Source organism: Paenibacillus sp. WC2504 (genome assembly GCF_052682475.1).
On sequence record NZ_JBQZFH010000001.1, the window covers coordinates 7,723,952 to 7,744,633 of the forward strand.

At 50.3% G+C, this 20,682-nt stretch carries 12 protein-coding genes, 3 rRNA genes and 1 riboswitch; all 15 genes read right to left on the reverse strand.

Annotated elements, in window-relative coordinates:
• Nucleotides 1-12 precede the first annotated feature (12 nt).
• Nucleotides 13-369: a hydroxyisourate hydrolase gene (uraH, locus tag ACUN27_RS35265; protein ID WP_315955640.1), complete on the reverse strand. Its 357-nt coding sequence runs from the start codon at nucleotides 367-369 to the stop codon at nucleotides 13-15.
• On the reverse strand, nucleotides 366-1,829 hold the full coding sequence (gene pucL / locus ACUN27_RS35270) for a factor-independent urate hydroxylase (RefSeq protein ID WP_326062343.1): 1,464 nt from the start codon (nucleotides 1,827-1,829) through the stop codon (nucleotides 366-368). Before pucL ends, uraH begins: the two co-directional genes overlap by 4 nt.
• 496 nt (nucleotides 1,830-2,325) lie before the next feature.
• Nucleotides 2,326-2,811, reverse strand: a complete 486-nt coding sequence (locus tag ACUN27_RS35275) for a nucleoside deaminase (protein ID WP_315955637.1) — start codon at nucleotides 2,809-2,811, stop codon at nucleotides 2,326-2,328.
• A 20-nt stretch (nucleotides 2,812-2,831) separates the two neighbouring features.
• Nucleotides 2,832-3,761 carry an ABC transporter permease gene (locus tag ACUN27_RS35280; RefSeq protein WP_315955636.1) on the reverse strand — a complete coding sequence of 310 codons (930 nt, stop codon included), beginning with the start codon at nucleotides 3,759-3,761 and terminating at the stop codon, nucleotides 2,832-2,834.
• Nucleotides 3,762-3,807: 46 nt separating this feature from the next.
• Nucleotides 3,808-4,929, reverse strand: coding sequence for an ABC transporter permease (locus tag ACUN27_RS35285; protein WP_445560498.1), 1,122 nt, complete (start codon nucleotides 4,927-4,929; stop codon nucleotides 3,808-3,810).
• Complete coding sequence (locus tag ACUN27_RS35290; protein ID WP_445560702.1) at nucleotides 4,926-6,434, reverse strand: ABC transporter ATP-binding protein; 1,509 nt, start codon at nucleotides 6,432-6,434, stop codon at nucleotides 4,926-4,928. The genes ACUN27_RS35285 and ACUN27_RS35290 overlap by 4 nt, the downstream gene beginning before the upstream one ends.
• 308 nt (nucleotides 6,435-6,742) lie before the next feature.
• Entirely contained in the window at nucleotides 6,743-7,276 is a 534-nt protein-coding gene (locus tag ACUN27_RS35295; RefSeq protein ID WP_315955634.1) for a chromate transporter, read from the reverse strand.
• Nucleotides 7,273-7,857: a chromate transporter gene (locus ACUN27_RS35300; protein ID WP_445560499.1), complete on the reverse strand. Its 585-nt coding sequence runs from the start codon at nucleotides 7,855-7,857 to the stop codon at nucleotides 7,273-7,275. Before ACUN27_RS35300 ends, ACUN27_RS35295 begins: the two co-directional genes overlap by 4 nt.
• 700 nt (nucleotides 7,858-8,557) lie before the next feature.
• Nucleotides 8,558-8,674 (reverse strand): 5S ribosomal RNA (gene rrf / locus ACUN27_RS35305).
• A gap of 69 nt (nucleotides 8,675-8,743) precedes the next feature.
• Nucleotides 8,744-11,661: ribosomal RNA gene (locus ACUN27_RS35310) — 23S ribosomal RNA — on the reverse strand.
• Nucleotides 11,662-11,897: 236 nt separating this feature from the next.
• Nucleotides 11,898-13,433 (reverse strand): 16S ribosomal RNA (locus tag ACUN27_RS35315).
• The 16S, 23S and 5S rRNA genes sit together here, the layout of an rRNA operon.
• 337 nt (nucleotides 13,434-13,770) lie before the next feature.
• On the reverse strand, nucleotides 13,771-15,174 hold the full coding sequence (locus tag ACUN27_RS35320; RefSeq protein ID WP_326062130.1) for an NCS2 family permease: 1,404 nt from the start codon (nucleotides 15,172-15,174) through the stop codon (nucleotides 13,771-13,773).
• A 142-nt stretch (nucleotides 15,175-15,316) separates the two neighbouring features.
• Nucleotides 15,317-15,417, reverse strand: a riboswitch (purine riboswitch).
• Nucleotides 15,418-15,506: 89 nt separating this feature from the next.
• Complete coding sequence (gene guaA, locus ACUN27_RS35325) at nucleotides 15,507-17,045, reverse strand: glutamine-hydrolyzing GMP synthase (protein ID WP_315954890.1); 1,539 nt, start codon at nucleotides 17,043-17,045, stop codon at nucleotides 15,507-15,509.
• A 111-nt stretch (nucleotides 17,046-17,156) separates the two neighbouring features.
• Nucleotides 17,157-19,481, reverse strand: a complete 2,325-nt coding sequence (locus tag ACUN27_RS35330) for a transglutaminase-like domain-containing protein (RefSeq protein WP_445560500.1) — start codon at nucleotides 19,479-19,481, stop codon at nucleotides 17,157-17,159.
• Nucleotides 19,468-20,682 carry a DUF58 domain-containing protein gene (locus tag ACUN27_RS35335; RefSeq protein WP_326062132.1) on the reverse strand — a complete coding sequence of 405 codons (1,215 nt, stop codon included), beginning with the start codon at nucleotides 20,680-20,682 and terminating at the stop codon, nucleotides 19,468-19,470. The genes ACUN27_RS35330 and ACUN27_RS35335 overlap by 14 nt, the downstream gene beginning before the upstream one ends.

Consider the following 20,682-nt stretch of genomic DNA (forward strand, 5'->3'; position numbering starts at 1 on the left):
TTTTACCAAACACTAGCTTCCTCTATATGTGTTATATCCCCACGGTGCAATCAAAAGCGGGACATGATAATGGCTATCTGCTGCGGCAACGCCGAAACGGATTGGCACTTGATCCAGAAAAGGAGGATCGGTTAGAAGGACTCCCGTCTCCCTGAAATAATCTCCGACATGGAAAACTAATTCATAGGTTCCAGGTACAAAATCTTCCCCACTCAACATCGGTCCCTGCAATCGGCCATCTGCATTCGTGATTTCCGCTCGAAGAAGCTCTGCCCTTCCCCCTTGAAGACGGTACAACTCTATCCGCACCGCTTGTGCAGGTCTGCCTTGGCTAATATCCAAAACGTGCGTTGTTAGTCCAGCGCTCATAGGCCCTCCAGATCACGCTTTGTCATCGAAAAGCCTTGAAAACCATACGGCGGTCTAGGCTCTGTGAACACCTTTCCTTCACCTGCCGTGGCGTGTTCCAGAATGGTTTCCCACGTACGGTTATTCGATTCGAACCGAATCTCTTTTAACTGCGGGAACCTTAGTAATGCGCGCTGTCCGATGCGGTAGATGAGATTTTGAATCGATGGCGAGTGCTGTTCATGAAAAACCGTATGTGCGATGTCCCGAATTTGCTCAGCAGCCACATAACGTCCCAGATCCGAATCCAGCGCATCCTCCACTTCCTCATAGCTCCAAGCAATATCCAGGAAAATAAATAGCGGGCGGTCATAGGATTCTGGTAGTGTTGTATACTCATCTCGTACAAAACCTGCGAATGAACTGCCCTTCACCTTGATCAGCTTCAGATCAGCCATACCGCCTTCGTGCTCCTGAATCGCAATTCCCTCTTCCGTCCTTGTGAGCTCTACTTTGGCTGTCGGATGCTCATTTTGTGAATACCGGTAGACCAGATTCCCATTCTCGAAGCCTTTGGCTCCCGGAACCGGCAGCGGATCAAAAGCAACCTGGTCGGCCGTCATTTTCACGCCGGTCATCTGCGGGTATGTTTCTAACAGCTTGCGGCTTGCGAAGGCGAGAAAACCTTCAGCCGTTGCACCTTCGTATTCTCCAGCTTTGCGCAAGATGAAATTTTTCATGGAATCCGTGGCTACGACCAAGGTGTTATCCCCCTCTGTAAAAGAAGTGAAAAACTTCTCCCCACTAACCGCCACCTTAATATTCATCCCAAAAAGCACATTGTCTCGTCCCACAAAACCCGATTCAGGGATTAATGTCAGATTGGTTAGCGGTTTTGCATAGGACCTGTACACCCATACGTCGCCTTTGCCGTAGTACATGATTCTCTCAGATCCGTTCTTCATCGCTTTCCCCTCCGCTTCGTCTACTAGCAATGCCTCTAGGCGAAACCGCCCGATTTTGCAAACCTCCTGTAAAGCCTTGCCCATCTCCTCCTGCACCTCTCGATGAATGCGATGGCTCAGCGCTTCGCGAATCGTTTCCTTGGTCTGACCCTTGACGGCCATGATGAACGGAAACTGAAAAGCCTCCGTGTACTGCTTGTTAAGCTGGAGAAACCGCTCATATTCTTCCGGTGATAACTGATTCAGGCCTGCTCCCGCCTGCTCATTTACGGAGTGGTCCGTAATACGAACTCGTGTTCCCAAATCGGGATGAGCTCGCAGCAGAGCCAACTGCTCTTCCCGACCCGCGCGCCATACTTCCCTTTCCAGACTGCTGATCAGATCCTGCCTTGTTGCAAAAGGCCGTGAACTCCACGCCCGCTCCGCCACCCAAGGGGAGTGTTCAAACAAAGGGCCGAAGTTCTCGACGAACCCTTCTTGTGTCAGTTCATTTACTTCCTGAAGCGTTAGCGCCACTCCCCATCACCTCGATAACGATGTAAATGTTAACCATTCTTGATCAAGATTTGTTTCATTGTAAATGCGCCATCCCCATGGGTCAATTTATATGAAAGAAGTTTGTAAAGTTTCATAACATCAGAAACTTTTTTTGTGAAATTACAAAAAAAGCCACTAGGGACACGGAGTTTTCCCTAGCGGCTTTCATTTTCGGACTTCTGAATCGCGTTGAAGTAACGGACTCAGAAGCCGTTATTCTGCCCATATCGGCGAAATTGAGATGCTAACGGACTGAGATGACGTTATTTATGGATTTTGTCACTGTTTTAGGCAACTTCATGGCCAATAACGGCATGTGAGTCCGTTAGACACTAATCCTCCCCTAAAAGTAGCAAATAACGGCACCTGAGTCCGTTAGCCGAGAGCCGCTCTACCACCAGCCCCCCATGTAGCCACCGTTCCGTAACGGAACACGGAAGCCATTGTCGGTCGAACGCATTGTGGCTAGCGATTTTCATCCCCAATAACCGGCATGCGCGGCAACAGCCTCCGCCTCAATCTCCGGAACCGGACCGATAACCTGTATCGGTTTGCTTCCTCGAGCAAAAACGACCCGACACGGCAAATCCAACGTCGGGTTCTGTTCATCCGCCCCAGTCAATTCAGCCAGACGCGTCTCCGAAATGCCATAAACAACGCGCCCCACGTTGCCCCAATAAATAGAACCCGCACACATGGCGCACGGCTCAGCAGATGAATACAGCGTGCATGCCCATAGCTCGGCTTTGCTGTATTTTTTTGAGGCCGCTTCCATCAGCGTGGTTTCAGCATGCCCCGTACAGTTGGATTCGGTTATTTCTATATTCCCTTGCTCCAAAAGAATTTCCCCTGTCGGCCCTACCAGCAGCGCACCGAATGGCGTATTGCCGGACTTTCTGGCTAGTACGGAGAGTTCAACACATCTTTTTAAATAGAATAAGTGATTCTCTGGTTCATTCATCGGCAACCCTCCATGTTCGTTTAAAATCTTTGCTCCCTAATATAGGGAACACCCAGCGCTTCCGGCGCGCCCGAAGGCTTATTGCGGTTACGCCAGCCTAAGTACATAAGAACGAGAATGGTTACGAGATAGGGAATCATTTTCAGAAAATAAGAAGGGATATGGCTTCCAATCAGCTGTACGCGGAAACCCAGAATATCCAAAACCCCAAAGAAATACGCGCACACCAAGGCACGAATCGGATTCCACCTGGCAAAAATAATTAATGCCACGGCAATCCAGCCACGCCCGGACGTCATGCCTTCATTCCATGTCGGCGTGTACACAAGCAGGAGATCTGCTCCTCCCAAGCCAATCAACATGGAACCGATGATAACGCAGCCATATCGAATGGCGATGACAGGTATCCCCATGACATCTGCCGTTGCAGGATTATCCCCGACAGCTCTCAGGTGCAGCCCCCACGAAGTCCGATGGATAAACAGATGCATCACAAGCACCAGCACAAAACTAAACCAAGTAAACAGGTCCATATGCGCAAAAATCTTCCCCAAAAAAGGCACATTCTCCAGCCATGCCAAATGAAGCTTTGGCACCGCTCCAGTCAACGGCTGCCCGCTCACGGGCTTACCCAGGTATGCGCTAAGACCGGTACCAAAGATCGTCATCGCCAATCCGCAAACCACTTGATTCGCATGCAGCGATACACTCAGCACCCCATGAAGCAGTCCCAGCAGTCCACTCACGATAAGAACGCAGAGAATAGCCAAAGCTAAACTCCCGGTATGTATGTACAAAAGACATGAAGTTACCGCCCCCATCAGCATAAGCCCTTCTGCCCCTAACTGGGTGATGCCGGATCTCTCGATTAGAATCCCGCCGAGCACGGCCAAAAGCAGCGGAGTCCCCGAAGAAATAGCCGAAACAATTAATTGCGTAAGGATCTCCATCACACTCAGCCCCTTCTCCTCAATGGCTACTGTTGTCTCAAGTTAATCAGCTGTTACGACGCATGCGAAACTTCCCCGCCATACCGCCTGCAATCAGGAAAAATAAGATAGCTCCTTGAATCATCGACGAAATCGACGACGGGAGACCAATCGTTTGTACACTATATCCACCAACAATTAATCCGCCAAAAAGCACCGACGAAACCACCAGACTAAGCGGATTCAACTTCGCCAGCCACGCCACAATAATCGCCGTATACCCATACCCCGGAGAAATTCCGTACATGAGGCGATGTGCCACACCCGATACTTCCCCCATGCCAGCAAGCCCAGCCAGGCCTCCGCTAATGACCATAACGACTAACACATGCCTGGAAATCCTTATCCCTGCATTCCGCGCTGCTTCTGCATTGGCTCCGATGAGTCGCAGTTCATATCCCCAACGTGTATATCGAATGACGAACGCATAAAGCAGCACACCAACGATGGCAAAAATGATGCCCAAATGGAGCCGCGAAGCGCCAAAAGTAGGCAGAGATTGCGCCGCAGTGAACATCGGCGAGCCTGGGAAGTTGAAACCCTTCGGATCTTTCCATGGGCCGAATACCGCATAATTCAAAGCGAGCAGCGCTACATAATTCAGCATCAGGGAAGTAATCAGTTCGTTAACTTGAAAATAGGTTCTCGGGATCGCCGTCAGCAGCCCCCAAAGTCCCCCCGCCGCGATGCTAGCCACCAGCATACAGGGAATTGAAAGGTACATAGGCAGATGTGGAAAATAGATCGTTACCGCTGTCGCCGCCATAGCACCGGCCAAAAATTGCCCTTCCGCACCGATATTCCATACGGAAATCCGGTACGCAATCGATACGCCCAAGCCGCACAGCAGCAGCGGGATCGCCTTCACCAACGTCTCCGTCAGGCCGAAGGAAGAGCCGAAAGCTCCCGTCAGCATTTTGGCATAAACGGTAATCGGGTTCATGCCATTCAATGAGATAAAAATACCGCAAGCTACCAGCGCCAAAACGATGGATACAATTGTCATCCACCATGGGCTTTCACGACCCGCCGGGTCAATCTCCAAACGATACGGCAGACGTATGCCTGACTCACGCTTGACGACTTTCGTTTCCATCGGAATCGTTCCAACCGTTTGTTGTTCACTCATCCTGCGTCCTCCTCCTCTGACCCTGCCATCAGCATACCGATATATTCGCGGTTCGCTTCCTCTCGGGCCATATTGCCCACGATGCGTCCGCCGTACATGACCATAATTCGGTCCGATAGCTGCAGCAACTCATCTAAGTCCTCGGATATGAGCAGGACAGAACGCCCCTTTTTCCGCAGCCCCTCTAACAGATCGTGTACGCCAGCTGTTGCACCTACATCGAGCCCTTGCGTTGGATGTACCGCTATCATCAGCTTCGGATCGAGGTCCACTTCCCTAGCGAAGAGCAGCTTTTGTTGATTGCCACCCGACAAGTGGTGCACAGGCGCATCGATTCCCGGCGTCTTCACATCAAAGAGCTCAACAAGCTTCTGCGACCAATTCCGATTCTTCTCTGTGCGTAGCAGGCCGAAGCTCGAGCGTTCGGGAGAGCGGTAAGTTTTGAAAAGCAGATTATCGACCGCTCCCAAACTGCCAGCGAGACCGCTCTTCATCCGGCTCTCTGGCACATGGGCTATGCCTTGCTCGATAGCTCCCCGTATGGAACCATTGCGCAGCGAAAGGCCATCGAATTGGATGTCACCGTCTTTCCATGAGCGAAGACCTGTTAACACTTCCGCGAGCTCTTTTTGCCCATTTCCTGACACGCCGGCAACTCCGACAATTTCCCCTGCCTTCACATCAAAATGAAGCCCATCCAGCACCTTACGTCCCTGATCTGCATAAGCATTCAAACCGCTGACCACCAGCATAGGAATGTCCAATGGCTTCTCCCTCACAACCGTTCGGGCAGTTACACTCTCTTGGCCGACCATCAGTTGTGCCAAATCACGTTCACTCGTCTCCGATTTCGCCATCGTTGCGATCATCTTTCCTTTGCGCATCACGGAAATATGATCGGAAGCGAACATCACTTCTTTCAGCTTATGTGTTGTCATAATGACAGTCTTGCCTTCCTGCTTCATGCGGTTCAGCGTTTCGAACAACTGCTCCACTTCACCTGGCGTCAAGACCGACGTCGGCTCATCCAAAATAATAAAGTCGGCTCCGCGATAGAGCGTCTTCACAATCTCTACCCGCTGCTGTTCGCCGACGGATAGCTGCCAGATCGGCCTGTCGACTGGGAACGGCAGCCCAAAATGCTTGGAAATCGCCTCAATCTCCTCCGACTTCCGCGTTAACCAACGTTGGCCTCTCCAGAATGAGGACGTTTCTCCGAGCACAATATTCTCCGCGGCCGTTAGAGTCTGCACGAGCCTGAAGTTTTGAAACACCATGCCGATGCCAAGCCGCATAGCATCCTTAGGTGATCGAATGCGCACTTTCTCGCCATGCAAGCGGATCTCGCCATGTGTGGGGCGGTATACCCCGGAAAGCATGCACATCATCGTGCTTTTGCCGGCGCCATTTTCCCCGAGCAGCGCATGGATTTCTCCTGCTTTGGCCCGAAAATTCACCTCGTCGTTTGCGATAACCGAGCCAAATTGCTTCACAATCCGGATCATCTCAACGGAGTACTGCTCCTCTTTCTTCAATCGCGCCCCTCCTCTTATAACCGCATATGCTCAAAACAGCATCTCCCCATGAAGGATCTGCTGCTGCTCCATACTTCTATCCATTTTTTCCACTATACTGTTCAGGTGAAATATACGTCAATTAACATCACATCTTATTAGCGCTGTACACGAAAAATACCTCATTCTTTGTGCTAAGCGCCCAAAGTAGCGTCAACTAACATAACGCGAATATAAAAAGGAGCAGTCACAAAGCGTCTCAACAGACGTTTTGTGACTGCTCCTTAGCTAATCGCTCTCTAGGAAAGAAAGATGCCGCCGTATACAAAGCCGGCCACAATGACAAAAGCAGGATGAATCTTTCTCTTTTGAATGAGATAGAATGCCACTGCCGCGATGCCAATAAATTGAAGATATCCGATTGTCTTTGTAGATTCCACCATGCTGCTCCATGTAACCAGCACCATCATGATTGCAATTACGGGCTGCACAAGCAGCGTCATTCCTTTTATCACAGGAGATTGCTTATATTTCTGCAGGATATTCAATAAAATGATGAGTGCGATAATCGACGGAACCACCGTTGCCGCTACAGCCACCAAAACCCCGACCCATCCGCCGAGTTGAAACCCGACATAAGCGGCAATTTTCGTCGCGATCGGCCCCGGCAGGGCATTCCCTAGCGCCAGCATGTTAGAGAACTCGCTGCTGGTCATCCAGTCATGGTTCGTGACAATCTCCTGATACATCAATGGTATCGAAGAAGGTCCTCCTCCGTATCCAAACACGTTTGCCAGAAAAAAACTAACCAATAAATGCCACCATTCCATCATGCGTCCTCACCAGTCCCCAGCCGTCTCTTCTTCCACTTATCCTTGAGTTTATGATGGAAGGCACCATATAGGAGGAAGAGAAAAATGACAATCGCCGGATGCACAGAAAACGTCTGAAGCAGCAAGAAAGAGATCACGAAAAAAGTAATGCCTGCCACCCAGCCCAATCCCTTGATGGCTTTCTCCCCAAACTCATACGCCATGACACCCAGCATCACCGCCACAATCGGCACAACAGCTGCTATCATCCCTTTGATCACATGCGACGTACTAAAAAATTGAATAAATGAATATAACCCCACCATCGCCACACAGGTAGGCACAATGTGCGCAAGCACCCCAACGGCTGCTCCAGCTGTTCCTTTAAGTCGGTAGCCCAGATACCCGGCTAACTTCGTTGCAATGGGTCCCGGCAGCGTATTCGCTATGGCCAGTACCTCCATGAACTCCTCATCTTTCATCCATTGAAAACGCGTCACTGCCTCATACCGGACTAACGGGACTATAGACGGTCCACCGCCATATCCCAGAATTCCCGTACGCAGCATCGCCATTCCAATCTGAACATATGCATTTCCCACACGCATCACTCCTATCTCTTGTTGCAACTTCAGCATCTATATGTACATACATCTGCAAGCAGGCATCAAAGTAAACTTTGCCTTATTGTAATCTAAGTTTATATGATTTATCTGATTCTATCCGCACTTTTGTAAAAATGACAAACAATGTTTGGTTTCTTTGGGCTCTCAGCTTACCAGCAAGCACTCCTGCATCGCCTATGTTGTACTTTGTGCATTTAAATCACGCAAAATAGCGAGAGATTGCCTCTTCGTTGTACATAGTGCAACTTTCATTTGAGAGGCGAGCCTTTTTTCCGCCTATTCTGATAAAATGGTTATATTTTATGCAACGAGAGGCTATTTCGTAGCAGAAATGTCCCTTTTATGTTGTATTTAATACAACATAACGAGGCAATGATGCTCTTTATGTCTCTCGTTCATCCAACTTACTGCAAAAAGTGCAGATAATTGCCCTCTTCTTCGTCCATATAGCTAACTTAAATGTAAAAGATGCAGCTAATTTCAGGAGAAACCGGTTATTCCGGGTCATTCGCTTAAATTTGCTGTAGAAAATACAGCTATTCGTTTAAAATGCGGGGAGCTGCGTTAATTTTACTGTACTTTTTACAGTTGAGCTATGTATGGGCTCACGGTAAAGGGTGTAAACAACAAACAAAAAAACCTTACGAGGATTTCTCCTTGTAAGGTTTTTAATTGTGCTTGGCAACGTTCTACTCTCCCAGAACCCTGCGGTTCAAGTACCATCGACGCTGGAGGGCTTAACGGTCGTGTTCGAGATGGGAACGCGTGGGTCCCCTCCGCCATCATCACCAAACAGTCAAAGCGTGATTTGCGCCTTGAAAACTAGATACGAAACTTGCGTAAAGATGAAACCTTAGTTTTATTGGTTAAGCCCTCGACCGATTAGTATTCGTCAGCTGCATACGTTGCCGCACTTCCACCTCGAACCTATCAACCTCGTCGTCTACAAGGGGTCTTACATACTGGGAAATCTCATCTTGAGGGGGGCTTCGCGCTTAGATGCTTTCAGCGCTTATCCCCTCCGTACATAGCTACCCAGCGGTGCCTCTGGCGAGACAACTGGTACACCAGCGGTACGTCCATCCCGGTCCTCTCGTACTAAGGACAGCTCCTCTCAAATTTCCTACGCCCGCGACAGATAGGGACCGAACTGTCTCACGACGTTCTGAACCCAGCTCGCGTACCGCTTTAATGGGCGAACAGCCCAACCCTTGGGACCTACTTCAGCCCCAGGATGCGATGAGCCGACATCGAGGTGCCAAACCTCCCCGTCGATGTGGACTCTTGGGGGAGATAAGCCTGTTATCCCCAGGGTAGCTTTTATCCGTTGAGCGATGGCCCTTCCATTCGGTACCACCGGATCACTAAGTCCGACTTTCGTCCCTGCTCGACTTGTAGGTCTCGCAGTCAAGCTCCCTTATGCCTTTGCACTCTGCGAATGATTTCCAACCATTCTGAGGGAACCTTTAAACGCCTCCGTTACATTTTAGGAGGCGACCGCCCCAGTCAAACTGCCCACCTGACACTGTCCCCATACCGGATCACGGTACCAGGTTAGAACTCCGATACGATCAGGGTGGTATCCCAACGGCGCCTCCACCCAAGCTGGCGCTCAGGCTTCAAAGGCTCCCACCTATCCTGTACAGATCGTACCAAAGTCCAATATCAAGCTGCAGTAAAGCTCCATGGGGTCTTTCCGTCTTGTCGCGGGTAACCTGCATCTTCACAGGTATTAAAATTTCACCGGATCTCTCGTTGAGACAGCGCCCAAGTCGTTACGCCATTCGTGCGGGTCAGAATTTACCTGACAAGGAATTTCGCTACCTTAGGACCGTTATAGTTACGGCCGCCGTTTACTGGGGCTTCAATTCATAGCTTCGGGGTTGCCCCCTAACCACTCCTCTTAACCTTCCAGCACCGGGCAGGCGTCAGCCCGTATACTTCGCCTTGCGGCTTCGCACAGACCTGTGTTTTTGCTAAACAGTCGCTTGGGCCTTTTCACTGCGGCCCCCTCGGGCTATTCACCCTACCGAGGCACCCCTTCTCCCGAAGTTACGGGGTCATTTTGCCGAGTTCCTTAACGAGAGTTCTTCCGCGCGCCTTAGAATTCTCTTCTCACCCACCTGTGTCGGTTTGCGGTACGGGCACCTTCGCCTGGCTAGAAGCTTTTCTTGGCAGTGTGAAATCATGACCTTCGGTACTTAAAATTTCCCTCCCCATCACAGCCCAGCCTTACGGTTAGCGGATTTGCCTACTAACCAGCCTCACTGCTTGGACGAGCATCCATCAGCTCGCGTCACTATCCTTCTGCGTCACTCCATTGCTCATAACGGCTACGGTGGTACAGGAATTTCCACCTGTTGTCCATCGACTACGCCTTTCGGCCTCGCCTTAGGTCCCGACTTACCCTGAGCGGACGAGCCTTCCTCAGGAACCCTTAGGTTTTCGGCGGATCAGATTCTCACTGATCTTTTCGTTACTTATACCGGCATTCTCACTTGTATGCGCTCCACCTGTCCTTACGGTCAGAATTCAACGTACATACAACGCTCCCCTACCCATGCACATACGTGCAAGCCATAGCTTCGGTGGCGTGTTTAGCCCCGTTACATTTTCGGCGCAGAGTCACTCGACCAGTGAGCTATTACGCACTCTTTCAATGGTGGCTGCTTCTAAGCCAACATCCTGGTTGTCTGTGCAACTCCACATCCTTTCCCACTTAACACACACTTGGGGACCTTAGCTGATGGTCTGGGCTGTTTCCCTTTTGACAATGGATCTTAGCACTCACTGTCTGACTCCCGGATTTAAGTTTGTGGCATTCAGAGTTTGACTGGACTTGGTAACCCTTGGCGGGCCCCGCACCCAATCAGTGCTTTACCTCCACAACTCCACATCCGAGGCTAGCCCTAAAGCTATTTCGGGGAGAACCAGCTATCTCCGAGTTCGATTGGAATTTCTCCGCTACCCCCACCTCATCCCCGAATTTTTCAACATTCGTGGGTTCGGGCCTCCAGTGAGTGTTACCTCACCTTCACCCTGGACAGGGGTAGATCACACGGTTTCGGGTCTACGTCCACGTACTAAAGCGCCCTATTCAGACTCGCTTTCGCTGCGGCTCCGTCTCTTCGACTTAACCTCGCACGGGAACGTAACTCGCCGGTTCATTCTACAAAAGGCACGCCATCACACATAAAGAGTGCTCTGACTTTTTGTAAGCACACGGTTTCAGGTTCTTTTTCACTCCGCTTCCGCGGTGCTTTTCACCTTTCCCTCACGGTACTGCTTCACTATCGGTCACTAGGGAGTATTTAGCCTTGGCAGATGGTCCTGCCGGATTCCGACGGGGTTTCACGTGACCCGCCGTACTCAGGATACCTCTAGGAGATTCGTTTGATTTTGGCTACAGGGCTTTTACCTTCTATGCCGGACCTTTCCAGATCACTTCGCCTACCAAACTAACCCCATGATGAGGTCCTACAACCCCAAGGAGCAAGCTCCTTGGTTTGGGCTATTCCGCTTTCGCTCGCCGCTACTGACGGAATCACTTTTGTTTTCTTTTCCTCCAGGTACTTAGATGTTTCAGTTCCCTGGGTCTGCCTCTGCATTACCTATGTATTCAGTAATGAGTAACTGCGCATTACCACAGCTGGGTTCCCCCATTCGGACATCCCCGGATCAAAGCCTGCTTACGGCTCCCCGAGGCATTTCGTCGTTCGCCACGTCCTTCTTCGGCTCCTAGTGCCTAGGCATCCTCCGTGTGCTCTTTCTAGCTTAACCTAGAAATTACATTTAAAGATTTTCGTGCAACCCGAAGGTTACACTACCTAAGTTCTTACTTTACGTTTTGTTTCGTTATCTAGTTTTCAAGGAACAATGTTGCAACCATTACATACGCAAAGCGATGTTGGTTGTCAACTAATTTTGAAAGATTGCTCTTTCAAAACTGAACACGAGTGAGTAAACGTTGTGTGCTTGCGCACTTGACTGGTCTTATCAAGACCGAGTCTCCATAGAAAGGAGGTGATCCAGCCGCACCTTCCGATACGGCTACCTTGTTACGACTTCACCCCAATCATCTACCCCACCTTCGGCGGCTGGCTCCCTTGCGGGTTACCCCACCGACTTCGGGTGTTGTAAACTCTCGTGGTGTGACGGGCGGTGTGTACAAGACCCGGGAACGTATTCACCGCGGCATGCTGATCCGCGATTACTAGCAATTCCGACTTCATGCAGGCGAGTTGCAGCCTGCAATCCGAACTGAGATCGGCTTATAAGGATTGGCTCCACCTCGCGGCTTCGCTTCCCGTTGTACCGACCATTGTAGTACGTGTGTAGCCCAGGTCATAAGGGGCATGATGATTTGACGTCATCCCCACCTTCCTCCGGTTTGTCACCGGCAGTCATCTTAGAGTGCCCACCCGAAGTGCTGGCAACTAAGATCAAGGGTTGCGCTCGTTGCGGGACTTAACCCAACATCTCACGACACGAGCTGACGACAACCATGCACCACCTGTCTCCTCTGTCCCGAAGGAGGGCTCTATCTCTAGAGCTTGCAGAGGGATGTCAAGACCTGGTAAGGTTCTTCGCGTTGCTTCGAATTAAACCACATACTCCACTGCTTGTGCGGGTCCCCGTCAATTCCTTTGAGTTTCACTCTTGCGAGCGTACTCCCCAGGCGGCATACTTACTGTGTTAACTTCGGCACCGAGGAATCGAATCCCCAACACCTAGTATGCATCGTTTACGGCGTGGACTACCAGGGTATCTAATCCTGTTTGCTCCCCACGCTTTCGCGCCTCAGCGTCAGTTATAGGCCAGAAAGTCGCCTTCGCCACTGGTGTTCCTCCACATCTCTACGCATTTCACCGCTACACGTGGAATTCCACTTTCCTCTCCTACACTCAAGTCAACCAGTTTTGGATGCGAACCGGGGTTGAGCCCCGGGCTTAAACACCCAACTTAATTAACCGCCTGCGCGCGCTTTACGCCCAATAATTCCGGACAACGCTTGCCCCCTACGTATTACCGCGGCTGCTGGCACGTAGTTAGCCGGGGCTTTCTTCTCCTATACCGTCACACAAAGCGCAGTTACTCGCCTTGCTGTTCGTCTAGGGCAACAGAGCTTTACGATCCGAAAACCTTCATCACTCACGCGGCGTTGCTCCGTCAGACTTGCGTCCATTGCGGAAGATTCCCTACTGCTGCCTCCCGTAGGAGTCTGGGCCGTGTCTCAGTCCCAGTGTGGCCGTTCACCCTCTCAGGTCGGCTACGCATCGTCGCCTTGGTAGGCCGTTACCCTACCAACTAGCTAATGCGCCGCAGGCCCATCTATAAGCCACAGATTGCTCCGTGTTTCATGATTCTCTCATGCGAGAAAACCAGTTATCCGGTCTTAGCTATCGTTTCCGATAGTTATCCCAGTCTTATAGGCAGGTTGCCTACGTGTTACTCACCCGTCCGCCGCTAAGCACCGAAGTGCTCCGCTCGACTTGCATGTATTAGGCACGCCGCCAGCGTTCGTCCTGAGCCAGGATCAAACTCTCCATAATAGAAAAGCTTAATTGTACTCATTGACTTGCTAGCGAGATTATTCATCTCATTTATAGTCGATTACTCGACTGTGCTTACTCACTCGTTGTTCAGTTTTCAAAGATCAATGACTTCCTTATTCATCCATCGCCTTCAAAAGCGACCTGATCAATATACCACATCAGCCTATTCGATTGCAAGAACTTTTTTTCAGTTACTTTCGTTCTTTCGTTCGACCGCCGAAGCGACAAGAAGTAATATAACAAATACGCAAAGGCATTGCAAGTCCTTTGCCAATTGTAAAATATGGTAACAAAAAAAAGCCCCGGCACATCATGCACCAGAGCTTAAAGTTTTTTAACCTTGACTTCCTATAAAGATGTAACGAGCTAGAACAAGAATCGCCAATACCCACATAAGCCAGTGAATGGAATAACGCTTCTCACTTTTACCACCCAAATTCGCTGCTGCTGCCAATACCACATAAGTAACAATACCAAAGGAAATCCCATTCGCAATATTGTAAGTGAAAGGCATCAATACAATAGTAAGGAACGCTGGAATAGCAATAACGAAGTCTTGGAAATCAATCTCACGAATCGATTGCACCATCAGAACACCAACAACGATCAAAGCAGCCGCCGTAGCGGAACCAGGAATCAACATCGCAATTGGAGCAAGGAACAGAGCAAGCAAGAAACATACGCCCGTAGTTACGGCGGTCAAACCAGTACGTCCACCCTCTGCTACACCTGCTGCGCTTTCTACAAATACAGTGACCGTACTCGTTCCAACTAATGCACCACCGCTAACACCGATTGCATCTACAAACATCGCTTTCCCTACACGCTTGTTGCCTTCTTCTTTGTTCTTCATAATTCCAGCGCGACTCGCTGTTCCAACCATTGTGCCGAATGTATCAAACAATTCAACGAATGTAAATGTAGCAATAACGGAAACAATCCCCGTTGTCATAATCCCTGCAAAATCAAAATCACCGAATCGAAGCTTGCTTAAATCCGGAACCCATGTCGTATCTGCACTTGTCAAGGTACCGAGATTAACCATCCCCATGAAGTAGCCGATAACTGTAGTGGCCAAGATACCGAACAAGATCGCACCGCGAATGCGCAGCACCATAAAAATGGAAATCAGCAGAACACCGATAATCGTTAGAATAACGCTTTTATCTTCTAATGAACCCATATGAAACACTGTTTCAAATGAAAGAACGTCTGTAAATTGATGAGCTTTGATATCTTTGCCGCTTTCTACTGCGACAGTAAGAATACCGCTGTTTTTGAAACCGATCATCGCGATAAACAAGCCGATTCCTACCGTAATCGCATGCTTCAGGCCATCTGGAACAGCGACAAGGAGGATCTGACGAATTCGGGTCACGGTTAAAATGATAAAGATGATCCCCGAAATAAACACGGCGGTTAACCCCATTGAAAACGTAAACTTACCTTGTGATGTCAAGATAATCGTTGCAAAATAAGCGTTCAAGCCCATTCCCGGCGCAAGCGCAACAGGAAAGTTAACGAATAACCCCATAGCAATCGTCATAACACCGGCAGCAATCGCCGTAGCCAAGAAAATCGAAGTCCAGTCACCGCCGGTAGCTCCCGATTTAAAAGCACTCAGCACGTCTGGGTTGACTGCAAGGATGTAAGCCATCGTCATGAAGGTTGTAATCCCCGCCATGATTTCTGTTCTTACGCTCGTGCCGTTTTGTTTCAATTTGAAAAAGCGATCCATTTTTCCTACTCCTCCTAAAACGAATGGTGGGGAACAGCAAAAAACCCGGAATCATGTTGCCTGATTCCGGGTACGAAAAAGGAGCTTCCCTATGAGAGTTGCCCCTTCTATGCATAGCACAAAAAGTCATAGTAACTCACACAGATTCCGTCCTTTTTTTCGTAGCCAGATCATTTGCGGTGATCTCGTAGAAACTCTCGGGCCAATCCCCAAGATTATACGAAAAACTGTTATCCATTTCACATTTTAGTGCGGAAATAACCCTTTGTCAATAAAAAAGACGAACATTCCAGGGTTAAATTTTCCCAGAACGTTCGTCTTTTCAATATTATCTATTCCCACTCAATTGTAGCAGGCGGTTTGGACGTAATGTCGTAGACAATACGGTTTACATTCTCAACTTCGTTCACGATACGAACGGAGATTTTCTCCAGCACATCCCATGGAATACGCGCCCAGTCGGCTGTCATGCCGTCGATGGAAGTAACTGCACGAATGCCTACAGTGTAGGAGTACGTTCTAGCGTCTCCCATAACCCCAACGCTTTTCATGCCCGGAAGAGCCGTGAAATATTGCCAGATCTCGCGATCCAAGCCTGCTTTCGCGATTTCATCGCGCAGGATGGCGTCGGATTCACGAACAATTTTCAGCTTGTCCTCTGTGACTTCGCCAAGAACACGAATAGCCAGACCAGGACCTGGGAATGGTTGTCTCCATACGATTGCAGCAGGAAGACCGCACTCTTCGCCCACTTTGCGCACTTCGTCTTTAAACAAAGTTTTGAGCGGCTCGATTAGCTTGAACTTCATATCTTTCGGTAGTCCGCCTACATTGTGATGCGATTTAATCGTATGCGCTGTAGCTGTACCACTTTCTACGATATCCGTATAAAGCGTACCTTGTGCCAGGAATGTAAAGTCATCGAATTTGCTGGACTCTTCTTCGAACACGCGGATAAATTCCGTACCGATAATTTTACGTTTTTGCTCCGGATCAGCTACGCCGGCCAATTTGCCGAGGAAACGTTCACGCGCATCGATTTTGACCACTTGCATATCGAATTTGCCAACAAATGTATCCATAACGCTTTCTGCCTCGCCTTGGCGCAGCAAGCCATGGTCAATGAACATACAAGTCAATTGTGAACCAATCGCTTTATGCAAAAGAATCGCAACAACCGATGAATCCACCCCGCCGCTAAGCGCGCAAAGGACTTTCTTGTCGCCGACTTCTTGACGAAGTTCTTTTACCATATCCTCAACAAAGGAGGACATCGTCCAATCACCTTCACAACCGCAAACGCCGTAAATGAAGTTATGGATCATTTCGTTCCCTTGAAGGGAGTGACGAACTTCCGGATGGAACTGTACCGCATGAATATTACGCTCACGATGGCTCATTGCGGCAATTTCAAGGGAATCCGTGCTCGCTTCGATGACGAAACCTTCAGGAAGAACGGATACATGATCACCATGGCTCATCCATACCGTTTGTTTCGCTTCCAAGCCTTTCACCAGCGGGCTTTCATTCGTAAACGAAAGATCTGCCTTGCCATATTCACGCGTATGTGCGCGTTCAACTTTACCGTTCAATTGATGAGCAATTAGCTGCATGCCGTAGCAAATCCCCAAAATCGGAATCCCCAAATCGAAGATTTGCGGATCAACAGCTGGTGCTCCCTCACCGTATACGCTGGATGGACCGCCAGAGAACACAATACCCTTTGGCTGAAGCTCGCGAATTTTCTCAACCGTTGTATTGAACGGCAGCAGCTCGCTGTACACGCCCAAATCACGGATTCGTCTAGCAATCAGTTGGTTGTACTGGCCTCCAAAATCTAAAACGACGATCATTTCACTCGGTTTACTCATTATCCGACCTCCTAATTTCATAGCGGTTGAGGTGTCAGGGGTATCCTTGTCCGCTTACCGCTATTTATAGGTACTAATTTTAAACATTAGGTACCTAGGATGTAAAGGGGTTTAATGTGTCTTTTGAATGGCTTTCCATATTGCCACAATTTCCCGCTTCGTATAATGCGAAGAATTGACGGCATCATAGCGGATGCTTTCATAGATTAAAGCGAATTTAAGCAGCGCTTGCTTTTGACCTTGATGCTTGAAACTCAAAGAGGTGACATAGTCTCTCACGGTTTGGTCCTTAGGCTTTCCGCCATATTTGCGGAATAATTGGAGCCACAAACGATCCATATAAGGAATCAGGGGATGCGGATGATTTAAGCTGTGTTTGTAAAATGGAACGAGCGCTCCGTTAAGCAAGAAACCTTTTCGCTTCAGCAAGAGGACAATAGCCGCCAGCACGATGAGGCCTCCTAGCAACATGATGAGAAGGTTGCGATTTGTTTTGGCATAATCGATGACTGTATGTTTCGTGGCTTGCAGCCACTCGCTTGAAGCCGCTGTAAAATTCCCAGGTACCGGAATATTCATCAGAGAAGCGGTCATCGCAGATTGCTCCATAGCAGCCGTCGTTAAGGTCTCTCTTGGATGGTCGGAAGAAATCCCCGAGAATCCCGGCGTAGGCTCAAACGGCACCCACCCCATAGATGGGAAATACACTTCCACCCAAGAATGCGCATCCGAGTTACGAACCAACACTTCTTGAAGCTGATCCGCCTCATGGTCAGTCGATTGCAGTGTTCCGGGCGCATAACCTTTGACCCAGCGGGCTGGCACACCGACAGAGCGCAGCATCACCACCATCGACGTTGAAAAATGATCACAATAACCGGTCTTATCCACGAACAAAAAGTGACTGACAAAGTCCTCACTTCGACTAGGAGTCGTCGGCTTCTCAAGGCTGTACGTATAGGTATGGCTCAAATACTGCTCAATCGCAACGGCTTTGGCATAAGGCGTAAGCCGGTTCGCTGTAATTTGTTCGGCAATGCTGCGAACCGATCTCGGCAACGTTGACGGCAGCTGCAAGTAATCGCCCGTAATCTCTGGCGGGTAAGAACCGACATCCGAATTCAGCAAAGTCGGATCTTCCCTAACAGGCTGTACGGTTACTTTGTAATACGACAAAGGATCTGCAATATCAGGCAAAGCCACTTTCCCGCTCAGCGTAGACTTGAGCAGGATGTCCCGTGATAGCGGCTTCCCCTTCTCCGTCAGAAGAGAGTCCACACCCAGTAGATTGCCACCTAAGAACAACTGCTTATTCGGCGACTTGTCGTTCCACAAAACTTCTTGTGCTACAAGCTTTCCTGAACCTGTTTGAACAGGCGCTGCGTACGGCTCAAGCGTTTGATTCGTTTGAGTCCAGCCTTTGCCGTCGTAGAAATTTTTGGATTCTCCGCGCCAGTAAGTAGGCTCTGATGTTTTGGCTGTGAATACCGGAGTCGTGTCTACTTGGAGGGGACCTCCTAAGGAAGTGTCATTTTGACCGTAGCCTGATTTGGCCACAGCTCCACCGGCATGCGTCTCCTCATTGTAAAGTTCAAACAACCGATCGGACATATACGCCCAGCTTACCGGCTTCATCAGCTCTTCCGGCTCGGCCTGCTTGGCCGAATACCAGGCGGCTGCGGCTAGCACCCCCACTACGGCTGCACTAACGGCCACCCACCTAAAAGCGCTTCCGGGACGAACCGAAGCAAAGCCGTAGGTTTGCTCGATTCTCGAAAGATTCAGCAGCGCTAACAGCAGCAATCCATATCCTATTGTGCGCATGATGCCTTGCACGGTATCCGCACCAAATACCAATTGTAGGACAACCAAATAAATCAACGTGGCAGCAACAAACCATAGGCTGTGCTGTCTTTGCAGCATGAGCGCCTGTATCACGGAAATAAGCAGCGACCAGCCCAGCAAAAATAGTAAAGTCCTGAGTTCACCGCTGATGAGGTCAAAATGGGCCTGCATCAGATAACCGACATCCTGAACGATCGTTCTAAGCAAGTCAAAGACCCACGCTCCGGTTATAAAGGTTTCCCTGTCAAACATAAATCCGACGAAAAGCAGGATCAACACGCCTTTGGCCGTCCATCCCCAAGTGTAAGGAACTTTAAAGCAATCTATGGCGATGCATAACGCAAAAACGACCAATATCGGGCCGGCTTCAATCGACGTATCTGCCATCCACGCCAATGGATGGAGCCATTCTGAAATCAGTAAGAACAGCAAGAGAGAGATCAAGATGTCTCGGAAAAAGGTTTGGTGGAGCGGCGATGATGTCCCCGTGCCGGTCACTGCGCTGGCGTGGAAGATGGGACCTGGTGGAATCGCTCCTGAAGGGCGAATAAAGGTCATGCGCGAATCGCGCCGTGGTTCAAGCGGTTGCATCCGCGACACCTCCTTGCTTCGGCCACTGACCCCGCGGGTGTGGCACTTCCGTGAAGCTGCAGCCTGCGGCTTGCAGCTGCGAAGCCCCCTCTCGCTCAGCGACCGAGAGGGAGGGCTTGGCGTGCACGTAGATCACGTGCACGGAACGGCGCCTGGTGCGCGCATCCGCGATCGCGCGCACCAGCGCCACATCGAGCGTCGATGTGATACACACCATCGACGCATCCGGCGGCAAGGCCGCCGCCTCTTTCCTGACGAGGTCAGGAAAGGCCATGGCGGGCTTGCCGCCCACGCTCGCGAGTACTTCGTACGCGAGCGTCAGATCCGGGCGAATCGTCGGCGCGATTCGCTTTCCGTTCGAGCTGCTGGCAAAGCCGCAGCTCTCGCGCCCGCCAGCGGCGGCTTCGAAGAAGCCTGCCGCGAGGGCGACGCCCTTCTCCAGCAGCGGCTGAGCCGCTTCAGCTGGAGCCGCCGCAGGCGCCGCGTCGAGCAGCAGCATCCGCTTCGCGGAGGCGGCCTGCTCGGGGTCCTTGGTCATCAGCCGGTTCAACCGGGCTGTGGATTTCCAATGAATGCGGTGATACGGGTCACCGCTGGCATAGTCACGGACACCGCTGATGAGCGGTGTCTCCGCTTTAGGACCACGGGCGGTAGGCACGTCGCCGTCGTCCGCGTGAAAGGTCATGCCGGAGCGGCCCAGCGTATCCGCCTTCGGATAAACGAGGCACCGGTGAATCTCGTCCCGGCGCGTTCGGCGAACGGCGAAACCGAACATATCGCCGGTGACCGCTTCACAGCCTGCGAAGCGGTATACGCCGCGCATAAGGCCCGTAATTTTATAACGGAAAAGGATCGTGGACTGAAACCATGGGAAAAGCAGCTTGCTATAGATCAGCTGAGCCCCGCTTCCTTCATGGACCCACGTTTCTTTGACGACCAGCCAAGGCATTGGCATCCGCGCACGGTGTGCAATCCCAAGGCTGATCGTGATATCTTCACCCGCCACAAATACTTCTCCGGACAACTGCCGATTGATCGACAGCCCTTTGAACGCAAAGACATAAAACAATCCCGCCTGAATCCATATCAAAGTCAAGCAGCATCCTAAATACCAGGCAGCGAAGCCACCTTGCCAATAAACCAACAAAACCGATAGGACACACCCCACAAAGAGCAGCGACGATTTACCCCAGCTTTTCAT

Excerpts from the sequence above, each read along its gene's own strand:
- ACUN27_RS35295 (WP_315955634.1), bottom strand. The coding sequence starts at position 7,276 with ATGATGGAATGGTGGCATTTATTGGTTAGTTTTTTTCTGGCAAACGTG.
- guaA (WP_315954890.1), bottom strand. The coding sequence starts at position 17,045 with ATGAGTAAACCGAGTGAAATGATCGTCGTTTTAGATTTTGGAGGCCAG.
- uraH (WP_315955640.1), bottom strand. The coding sequence starts at position 369 with ATGAGCGCTGGACTAACAACGCACGTTTTGGATATTAGCCAAGGCAGA.
- ACUN27_RS35280 (WP_315955636.1), bottom strand. The coding sequence starts at position 3,761 with ATGGAGATCCTTACGCAATTAATTGTTTCGGCTATTTCTTCGGGGACT.
- ACUN27_RS35275 (WP_315955637.1), bottom strand. The coding sequence starts at position 2,811 with ATGAATGAACCAGAGAATCACTTATTCTATTTAAAAAGATGTGTTGAA.
- ACUN27_RS35285 (WP_445560498.1), bottom strand. The coding sequence starts at position 4,929 with ATGAGTGAACAACAAACGGTTGGAACGATTCCGATGGAAACGAAAGTC.
- ACUN27_RS35335 (WP_326062132.1), bottom strand. The coding sequence starts at position 20,682 with ATGAAAAGCTGGGGTAAATCGTCGCTGCTCTTTGTGGGGTGTGTCCTA.
- ACUN27_RS35320 (WP_326062130.1), bottom strand. The coding sequence starts at position 15,174 with ATGGATCGCTTTTTCAAATTGAAACAAAACGGCACGAGCGTAAGAACA.
- ACUN27_RS35330 (WP_445560500.1), bottom strand. The coding sequence starts at position 19,481 with ATGCAACCGCTTGAACCACGGCGCGATTCGCGCATGACCTTTATTCGC.
- ACUN27_RS35290 (WP_445560702.1), bottom strand. The coding sequence starts at position 6,434 with ATGATCCGGATTGTGAAGCAATTTGGCTCGGTTATCGCAAACGACGAG.